Raw genomic sequence first — 9,747 nt, 5'->3', positions numbered from 1 at the left:
TTTGAACCCTAGAACGGGATAAACCGTTGCCGGTTTTCAAGACCGGTGCATTCGACCACTCTGCCATCCCTCCGAACGGGCTGAATAATATAAGTAACGCGTTTGGTTGTAAACCATAAAGTTAAAAAAAACATCTGAATGCATAGCATTTAATCAGCATGTTCATATTTTTGTCGTCATTGAAGCATTATTTAATAACCCCGAGGTCCGTTGGATGGCTTTTGTGGGCTGAAATCACCTCAATAACCATGAGATGACCTCTAAGGGTGGAATCTGCTAAGGCTTTACGGCGCTTTATGCTAATATCATTGTATTATTTTTCGTTGTCGCAGCTAAATTACCACTATATGAATTCAACGCTATTGCCTAGTGCCAAACTCGCTCCTCAATATCATTTACCTGATCCATCGACTTCAGCTTTTTTCCCAAGTCATATATTACTTGGCCAAGAACGCGTTGTTGATACCTTCAAACTAATGAGCAAAATTGATTCGCAACATTTATTTCTTGCTGATTTTTTGGGTGTCGATAGACCACTATTTATCGATGCGTTGGTTACCCAAGCGAATACGCCTTCAAACCATTACCTTGTTGCCACTAAAAAGTCGCAAGAAGATGGAGATATTCAGTTTAAATGGCAGCAAACACTCCCCCCTGAACATGTGGGGATTATTGCCAAACAAGAGTCGCTTTGTTGTTATTTACAAGGAACGATTCGCCGGGCAGATCTGCTCGGGAAAATGATTAAAACGGATAAATCCAGCGTGTATAAACCTGGTGCATTGGCGACAAATCATTTTGTGTTTATTTGCTTAACGTCATTATGGCAGCGTGAAAGCTTGTGGGATTTGTTGATGCAAATTATCCACGATGGTTTTTATCGTATCAATAATGAGTTAACCCCGATCCCACTTAATTGTAAAATTGTGCTTGTGGGCTCTGGGTTATCGTATAGTCAGCTTCGTGTTGAAGATCGCAACTTTAATCGTCACTTCCCGTTACTGGCTGAAATGAGTAATGAAGTCGATTTGACACAGCATCCTGAATCTTCATATGTGCAGTGGCTGAACGTTCTTGCCCATGCTGAATCGGTTGAGTTAGAGCTATCAAGTTTATTACCGTTATTTTGGTATAGCTCTCGTTTGGTTGAACATCAGCAACGTTTGAGCTTAAGTATGTTGGAGTTTAGGCAGCTATTAGGACAAGCAAAAGCTTATTCTGGTCAATCTGTATTAAATGCTTCTGCGATAGCGAAAGCACTCGAAAAATTAAAGTTCCGTCACAATAGCTCTGAAGTATATTCGGCTCAAAGTTTTGATGACAATTTTATAAATCTGCCCACTAAAGGCGCTATGGTAGGCCAAATTAATGCCCTGACTGTTATAGATACAGGCGATTATACCTACGGTGAACCAGCAAGAATTACCTCGTCTGTTCATTACGGTGACGGTGAAGTAGCAGATATTGAACGTAAATCAGAGCTGGGTGGCAATATTCATGCAAAAGGCATGATGATCCTCTCGGCTTGCTTGTACCGTATTTTTGGCCGTGATGCGCCTCTACATCTCAATGCTAATATTGTGTTTGAGCAGTCTTATCAAGAAATCGACGGTGATAGCGCTTCACTCGCTGAGTATTGCTGTTTAATGTCTGCCATAGCAGAACAGCCCATTATCCAAAGTTTAGCGGTAACGGGCGCATTAGATCAGTTTGGCAATGTACAAGCTATTGGTGGTGTGAATGAAAAAATTGAAGGTTTCTTTAATTTATGTCAACGTCGGGGCTTAACAGGAGAACAAGGTGTTATTATGCCTAAAGCCAATGTATTACAGCTTAATCTCGAACCTGTTGTAATTGAAGCCATTGATACAGGATTATTTCATATCCATGCTATTGAGCATATGGATCAAGCGGTTGAACTACTGATGCAAATGCCTGCTGGAGTCGCCAATGAAGAGAACGACTTTGCTGAAAATACGCTGTACGGATTAGTACAACAGCGTTTAGATAAATTAGCAGGACAAGATGATGACGACGTGGAATTGAACTTTTTTGCTAAATTGTTAGCTCGATTACGGATTATTTAGTGATCGGAGTTGTTTAGCTTACACGTGTTCGCTATCTTATTGGGATTATCAATCAATTAAGTGGTACCGATTTAAATGGAAAAAGCTAATAGTTTCACTAAAGAGCAACTTGTCGCATGTGGTCATGGCAATCTTTTAGGGCCAAATAGACCACGTTTACCTGTCGACAATATGTTGATGATTGATCGTATCATTACCATTAATCAAGATGGCGGTGTATATGGTAAAGGTGAAATTGTTGCCGAACTCGATATCACCCCAGATCTTTGGTTTTTTGATTGTCACTTTATCACTGACCCAGTAATGCCTGGTTGTTTAGGCCTAGATGCGATGTGGCAACTTGTCGGTTTCTTCCTAGGCTGGGAAGGCGCTGAAGGGAAAGGTCGTGCATTAGGTGTCGGTGATGTGAAATTTACCGGACAAGTTTTGCCCGATGCAAAGAAAGTCACTTACAAGCTTAATATTAAACGTAAGATTCACCGCAAACTGGTGATGGGTATTGCAGATGCCACGATGGAAGTCGATGGCCGTCAAATATATTCAGCAACTGATTTGAAAGTGGGTATTTTCAGCGACACATCAACATTCTAAATACACTCGCTTATGTGGTGACAGCGTTAATTTACGTTATTCAATGCCCTCCGACATTCGTCGTGAGGGCATTTTGTTAAGTGTTGCTTGTTAAGTTAAGTGTTACTTATTAAATAGGCCATTAAGACGGCCATCAATACCTTCACGCCATCCGCCTAACCATTGAGACCGTGAATCCAGATTCGAATGGGGACAAACCTCCTTAGAACGCCCTCCTACTCCGGCTTGAAATCCTTTTGAAAATGCTCTGTCTAAACGATCTCTTTTCTGTCTTTTCATGCATACGTCCTCTTCAGTGACAGGCTTCTGTTTGACATGATGAAGCTGAAGCCTTAAACATAGGAATAGAACGTTTTTTGACCAAAATCAATTAAAAATAACCTCATTTTAATGCTTTTTTATTAAAGTATTGAGAATTAAGTTAAAAAAATCGAGGAATTTATCCCCGATTTTCTGTGTTTCTAGACTACCCCATGTTTGAGGTGCTAAATGACTGTGATTACCGTAAGCCTATTTTTTCACTCGGCGACGTAACCATAATAATGGCAAGGTGAATAACCAAGCAAAACTGGCCGCACCTTTGCGTACATAAGCCTCTTCTTCAACGGCATCCGATGTGTTACACGCTTCACCAGAAGTTGGCTTCAAAATCACCATTCGCGGCAAATACGCTGTCACTGGGTCGCCGTTACCGTCTAGTTCAAATAACGGTAGGTTATTTTCACCGACAAGCACATTACCAGTAATGGCATCTGTTTGATATTGTGGTTTACGAATAAACGCCGTACCGACGATAGTGCCGTCTTCATTAATATTATTAGCTTCAACAACTTGAATGTCGGTGTTGTAGTTTAAAATTTCACCGGTGCCGTCTTGAATACTCACTTGATGACGAGCCCACTCTCCATCGGTATTCTGTTCGTAGCCTTTAGAACCGCAGGTAAGGCGATCATTTAAATTAACAAACTCACTGGTGTTATTGTCAAATAAGAACCCCACTTTTGGACGAGGCTTTTCTTTGTCGTAAGTTGATTCAATATAACCGACAACTTGGCCTTTATTATTGATATCTTTAGGTTTGCTACTTAAATCCGACAATGTGGTTTGGAAGTCATTCGGCGTAACAATTCCTTGTTCTGGATTATTAGTATCTAACGTGAAGAATTTATCACGTAAATAACCACCAATATATTTGCGATAACTGCCCACTAACATACCATCATTGTTAATATCATATGCGATAGAGCTAGTGACGTCGTCATCCATATCTACCCAATTATATTGATATTCACCGTTGGCATTCTTTTTCCAGTAAGCAGCATCAAAATATAATTTATCGGTGTCGCCATTACGATAAACATGTGAGCGTCCGGCCAAATCATCATTGCCGTTAACACCTAATGCTTGGGCAGTATAAATTAGCGTTGAATCATCGTCTGGAGTCAGTCCTAACGGTAATTGAGTTCGCTCAGGTACACCGGTATCGTCTAGGTTGTTTAAATCCCACACTAAAGCGCGTGTTTGATAAAGAATGTAACGACGGCTGTTAGTGTCTGGATACTGAGAATCTTGAATACAAACAGCGAGTGGCGTAGGATTATCTGCATCGGTGTCTTCTGCGCTTGCAATACAGCTATCTACACGGTCAACACTTGATGACACTAATGCGGTACTACCATAACCGACAACAAGGTTATTATCGTTTACGTCCGCTGCTACTGATGAACCGCCTAACTCAACGGTCGCAGCGCTAGTATCACCGTCTTGTAGACGTTCATAGGTAGTGTAAGGAGGAAGCAATGAATATTCGACGTCATCTTTCACTGCGATAGCACGCAGTTCAAAATCACGATAATACCAAAGCTCTTGGGTGGTACTGGTACCTTCATAAGCTAAGGTTTTTTCTACGCCAGTATAAGCACCTACTTTGGTGCCATTACTGTTAAGGCCATAGAAGAAGCTATCAATTGAATTAACAACTAGTTCACCATCACTGTCTTCGTCAGTAGGATTAGTAGTACCAGCTAGGCTATAAAATGAAGGTTTCCAAGCGCCTTCAGCGGCATTTGCACTGGTAGTGACGGTGAAGTTATTTGCCTCTATTGGTGTTAATACTGAATAGGTAATTTCTTCCGCATCAGAAATACCATCTTCAACATCAATGATGCCGCCTTCAATGTCTTCGGTGCTAAGTTTCTTTTTACCTTTTGAAATACCGACAACTTCATCTTCACTGTTCACCGCCATGGCATAGCCATTACGTGTACCGTCAATGGTGCCATTTAGGTCGAAATCTTCAATATTAACAATTTCATATACTGGCGCAGCTTGAACTGTTCCAATGACACTTAATACACCTATCGCAACAAGGGATAAGGCTTTATCAAACTTTAACTTCATGTAACTATTCCTGTTTTATTATGCTTTACTTCAGTGACTCAAGCTCTTCCCATCGCTCAAAGCAAACGTCTAAATTTTGTTCTTTTTCTGCCAACAACTGCAGTGCTTTATTAACCGAATCCTGCGGTTGATTATAAAAATCAGCACCACCTACGGCTAACTGCATTTGCGCAATTTCTTGCTCGAGCTGTTCCATTTGGCCCGGAAGCGTATCTAATTCTTGTTGCAATTTATAAGACAGTTTTTTGGCTGTTTTCTCAGGGATGTTTACAGACTTTGTTTCAACCACTGCTGCAGGTTGGACAACATTACTGGCAACTGGTTCCTCAGAATAAAATTTTGCGCCTTGAGCCACCGCATCTTGATAACCACCAACATATTCTGCCCACTGACCATTACCTGCAAACCACCAGCTACTGGTGACAGTATTGTCAATAAATGCTCTATCGTGACTGACTATGAGTAATGTGCCTTCAAAATCAGCAAGTAGTGACTCTAACAACTCTAGGGTCTCAATATCAAGATCGTTTGTTGGTTCATCTAGAATAATTAGATTTGCTGGACGTAATAATAATCTCGCCAATAACAAACGATTCTTTTCACCACCAGAAAGTGCTTTGACCGGCGTACGGGCACGCATGGGTGAAAACAAGAAATCTTGTAGATAACTCAGAATATGACGATCTTGGCCATTAATAGTGACGGTACTTTTACCCTCACCCACGTTTTCTTCTACGGTTTTCTCAGGATCAAGCGCTTCACGATACTGGTCAAAATAGGCAACGTCTAACTTAGTGCCGACTTTAATTTCGCCAGACTGGGGTTGTAACTTTTCAATCAACAGTTTGATTAATGTCGATTTACCACAACCGTTTGGACCAATTAATGCTATACGATCGCCACGCATTACCGTAGTACTGAAGTTTTTAACTAAATTTTTATCCGGTAAATTATAGTTAAGATCTTTAATATCAAAGACTAACTTTCCAGAACGGTCGGCGTCAGACACGGCCATTTTGGCGTTACCTAGACGATTTAAACGCTCGCTACGTTCAGTTCGTAATGCTTTTAGCGCTCGAACACGACCTTCATTTCGAGTACGACGAGCCTTAACACCCTGACGGATCCAGGTTTCTTCATCAGCAAGTTTTTTATCGAAATGAGCGTTTTTCTCGGCTTCTACCCGTAACCATTCTTGCTTACCATCTAAATATGCTTGGTAGTTACCTGGAAACGAAATGACCACACCACGATCTAAATCGACAATACGTGTTGCCATTCGTTGAATAAAGCCACGGTCATGGCTTACAAACACGATTGCGCCTTTAAAGCTTAATAAGAATTGCTCTAACCACTCAATGGTATCGATATCTAAATGGTTAGTAGGTTCGTCAAGCAGCAGTAAATCAGGGTTAACAACGAGTGCGCGAGCTAATGCCACTTTACGCTGCCAACCGCCAGACAACTCATTCAATGGCTGATCGGGATCTAAGCCTAATAACTGACAGTTTTGAATAATACGCGAATCTAATTGCCAACCGTCATTGTGATCTAACACTTCTTGCAGACGCTGCATTTGATTGAGCATACGATCCATCTGCTCAGGATTAGCTTCTGCAACATCATGAGATAATTGATGATACTTTTCTAACGCTTCACCAATTTCTTTAAGACCCGCCGCGATATAAGCGTAAACCGTTCCGGTTTCTGCTTTAGGTGGGTCTTGTTGTAAACGACTAACATTAACGTCATTTGTAATATTAAACTCACCATCATCAAGTAATACATCACCTGATAGCACTTTCATTAAACTTGATTTACCGGCGCCGTTACGACCGACGATACACACGCGCTCACCAGGTTCAATGGTAAAGTCTGCATTTAGCAGCAAAGGAATGTAACCGTAGGCTAACGAGCCATTATTAATCCGTACCAGACTCAATCTAAACTCCTAAAAATTTTTGTAATTGTGCGGCATCGAAAGGCCAGAATAACTCACGCTCTCCCTGTACAAATACAGGAATGCTCATGTTATAACGCTCTGTAAGTGATGCGTTATCACAAATATCGATGTGCTGATAATGTATTGCGGTTTGCTCAACCAGTGCTTGGGCTATATCACACAGATGGCAACCCTCTGTGTGATAAAGCACATAAGCTACTGCACTATTTTTTTGCATGAGTCAGTAGCCACACATTATGGATATGTGGATTACGTTTATAATCCAGCGGTAAACATAGATGGTCGATATTAGTCACGTCGATACCCGCTTGGTTCAACGTTTCGATATCCATTTTAAATTTACGCTTGTTATTTGAAAAAACAAGTTCGCCATTTGGAGACAGTAGTTTAATTAATCCGCCTAACATCTCTGCATGATCCCGTTGTACATCCCAACTGTCTTCCATGCGTTTTGAATTTGAAAACGTAGGAGGATCAATAAAAATAAGGTCAAACTTCTGTTGACTGTTGTCTTTAATCCACTGTAAGCAGTCTGCTTGAATAAAGTCATATTGCTTACCGGACAATCCATTTAAGGCGAAGTTTTCTTTAGCCCAATTGATGTAGGTATTAGACATGTCGATTGTAGTGACCGATTTAGCCCCGCCAATCGCAGCATGTACAGATGCAGAACCAGTATAAGCGAATAAGTTAAGGACATTTTTGCCCTTTGCTTTATCACCGACCAATTTGCGTGTAACACGATGATCAAGAAACAAACCAGTATCTAAATAACCGGTTAAGTTAAGCTTGAATTTAGCACCATATTCTTGAGTGATAACTTCCAATTTACGCTCGTCAATCTTTTGATACTGATTGGCGCCTTTCTGACGTTCGCGGGTTTTTAAGGTAATGCGATCGGGATGGATACCTAATGCGCCTGGCAATGCTAATAGCACGTCACTAAGACGACGTTTAGTCACTGCTTCTGGAATGGTTGCTGGAGCTGAATACTCTTGAATAACCACATAATCGACATACTTATCAATCGCAACGTTATACTCTGGTAAATCTGCATCATATAAACGGTAACTGTCGATGCGCTCTTTTTTAGCCCATTTTTCAAACTGTTTAATATTCTTTTTAATACGATTAGCAAATGCTGGGGCGATATCAGTAATATCAGCACCTTCTGGCAATACAGGCACATCTCGACGAGTACTGTTTGCGTGTAAGGTATAAATGTTAAAAGCACATTCTAATGCACCGTTGAACATTTTCATTTGCTTATCCGCTTTTAATTTAAGCGATGAAATCAGCTCTATGTCGCTACATAACATGGCAATTTTCCAGCCACCAAACTCTTTCTTAAACTTATCACCTAACTGGTAATAGAGTTGTAAAAGTTCAGTGACATTTCCCAAACGCTCACCGTAGGGTGGGTTCGAAATTAAAAAGCCTTCACTTACGGGAGGCGTCACATCCAGCGCATCTGAAACACTAAATTCAATTAATTCAGCTACGCCAGCATTTTCAGCATTACGTTGAGCAATAGAAATCAAGTGCGGTGCTATATCTGATCCGTAAAATTTGAGTTTACAACGTGTTTTACCCAAGGTTGCACGCGCTTGAGCTTCGTCAAAAATAACCTGCCACATGGCTTTATTGTGGCTCTGCCAATTTTCGAAACCAAATTTTTCACGTTTAAGTCCAGGAGCAATGTCTGCAGCCATTAATGCAGCTTCAATCAATATCGTACCGCTACCACAAAATGGGTCAAGCACAGTAATTGGATTTGCTTGCCAGCCACTACGTACCAACATATTGGCAGCAAGGTTTTCTTTTAATGGTGCCTCACCTGTTGTTGAACGGTATCCGCGTTGATGTAATGAAGCGCCAGAGAAATTCATTGAAATAGTTAGTTGACCATTACGGTAATGAGCATCAATTTTAAAATCTGGATTGACACGTTCAACATCCGGACGCACTGTACCATCATCGCGAAAGCGATCTACAACAGCATCTTTAATTTTCAGCGCACCAAATTGAGTGTTATTAATAAAACCACCCGTGCCATGAAAATCAATACTGAAGGTTTTTTTATGGGAAAAATGCGATGGCCAATCAATGCAGTATGCTGCGTTATAAAGTTGCTCAGCAGAATCACAAGCTCCTTTATAGATCACTAATACGATACGACTCGCTAGGCGAGTCCATAATGTAATTCGATAAGCCAGTTCTAGTGGAGCACAAAAATACACTCCAGCAACACTTTCTTTAACGTCGGTTGCGCCAAACTCTTTAAGTTCAGAAGCAAGGCTATATTCGAACCCCTTTGGGGCTGCAGCAAAAAAATTAAACATGTATTAGTCAGTCATCGGTTACGCAAAATTCAGTGCAACATTATACCTGCACAAACACATAACCCCAATGACTTATCGAAATGGGCTGCAAAATTCGCTTATTTTAGGGTTAATTTCTCAATATCGTACGATAAAGCAGTGACTCGCTTATTTTACCAGCAAATAAAAGACTACCCCTAGATTTTACTTGCAAATATAAACGGGGATCGCTATAGTTCGCCCCGCTTTGAAGCAGACAGTTAAACGCGCTAACTAGCAAGTTTAACATGGCAGATTGAAGCAGTATTTATCGGACGCGGGATGGAGCAGTTGGTAGCTCGTCGGGCTCATAACCCGAAGGTCGTAGGTTCAAGTCCTACTCCCG

The 9,747-nt window shown here is 41.0% G+C and carries 7 protein-coding genes; 2 read left to right on the top strand and 5 right to left on the bottom strand.

Going from position 1 to position 9,747, the window contains the following annotated elements:
* The first annotated feature begins 347 nt into the window (after positions 1 to 347).
* The gene (locus AAEZ00_RS20085) at positions 348 to 2,087 is read left to right on the top strand and encodes an AAA family ATPase (protein ID WP_351074895.1); all 1,740 of its coding nucleotides are present in this window, start codon (positions 348 to 350) and stop codon (positions 2,085 to 2,087) included.
* 75 nt (positions 2,088 to 2,162) lie between these two features.
* The gene (fabA, locus tag AAEZ00_RS20080) at positions 2,163 to 2,678 is read left to right on the top strand and encodes a bifunctional 3-hydroxydecanoyl-ACP dehydratase/trans-2-decenoyl-ACP isomerase (RefSeq protein WP_101030261.1); all 516 of its coding nucleotides are present in this window, start codon (positions 2,163 to 2,165) and stop codon (positions 2,676 to 2,678) included.
* 102 nt (positions 2,679 to 2,780) lie between these two features.
* Here fabA and rmf read toward each other — a convergent pair whose 3' ends face one another.
* The 5 genes from rmf to rlmKL all read right to left on the bottom strand — a co-directional run bounded on the left by rmf (position 2,781) and on the right by rlmKL (position 9,383).
* Complete coding sequence (gene rmf / locus AAEZ00_RS20075) at positions 2,781 to 2,957, bottom strand: ribosome modulation factor (RefSeq protein ID WP_011638106.1); 177 nt, start codon at positions 2,955 to 2,957, stop codon at positions 2,781 to 2,783.
* Positions 2,958 to 3,188: 231 nt separating this feature from the next.
* On the bottom strand, positions 3,189 to 5,078 hold the full coding sequence (locus AAEZ00_RS20070) for a DUF3466 family protein (protein ID WP_124013611.1): 1,890 nt from the start codon (positions 5,076 to 5,078) through the stop codon (positions 3,189 to 3,191).
* 25 nt (positions 5,079 to 5,103) lie between these two features.
* A complete protein-coding gene (locus tag AAEZ00_RS20065) occupies positions 5,104 to 7,020 on the bottom strand; it encodes an ABC transporter ATP-binding protein (protein ID WP_124013612.1) in 1,917 nt (638 codons plus the stop codon).
* Between the two features lies 1 nt (position 7,021).
* On the bottom strand, positions 7,022 to 7,258 hold the full coding sequence (locus tag AAEZ00_RS20060; RefSeq protein ID WP_124013613.1) for a glutaredoxin family protein: 237 nt from the start codon (positions 7,256 to 7,258) through the stop codon (positions 7,022 to 7,024).
* Positions 7,245 to 9,383 (bottom strand): bifunctional 23S rRNA (guanine(2069)-N(7))-methyltransferase RlmK/23S rRNA (guanine(2445)-N(2))-methyltransferase RlmL, encoded by a 2,139-nt coding sequence (rlmKL, locus tag AAEZ00_RS20055; RefSeq protein WP_124013614.1) that lies wholly within the window; start codon positions 9,381 to 9,383, stop codon positions 7,245 to 7,247. The genes AAEZ00_RS20060 and rlmKL overlap by 14 nt, the downstream gene beginning before the upstream one ends.
* Between the last annotated feature and the right edge of the window lie 364 nt (positions 9,384 to 9,747).

This window comes from Shewanella sp. S1-49-MNA-CIBAN-0167 (genome assembly GCF_040310145.1).
Lineage (GTDB): Bacteria > Pseudomonadota > Gammaproteobacteria > Enterobacterales > Shewanellaceae > Shewanella > Shewanella psychromarinicola.
The sequence above is the reverse complement of the archived record's forward strand: the minus strand, read 5'-3'. Positions and strand labels throughout refer to the sequence as shown.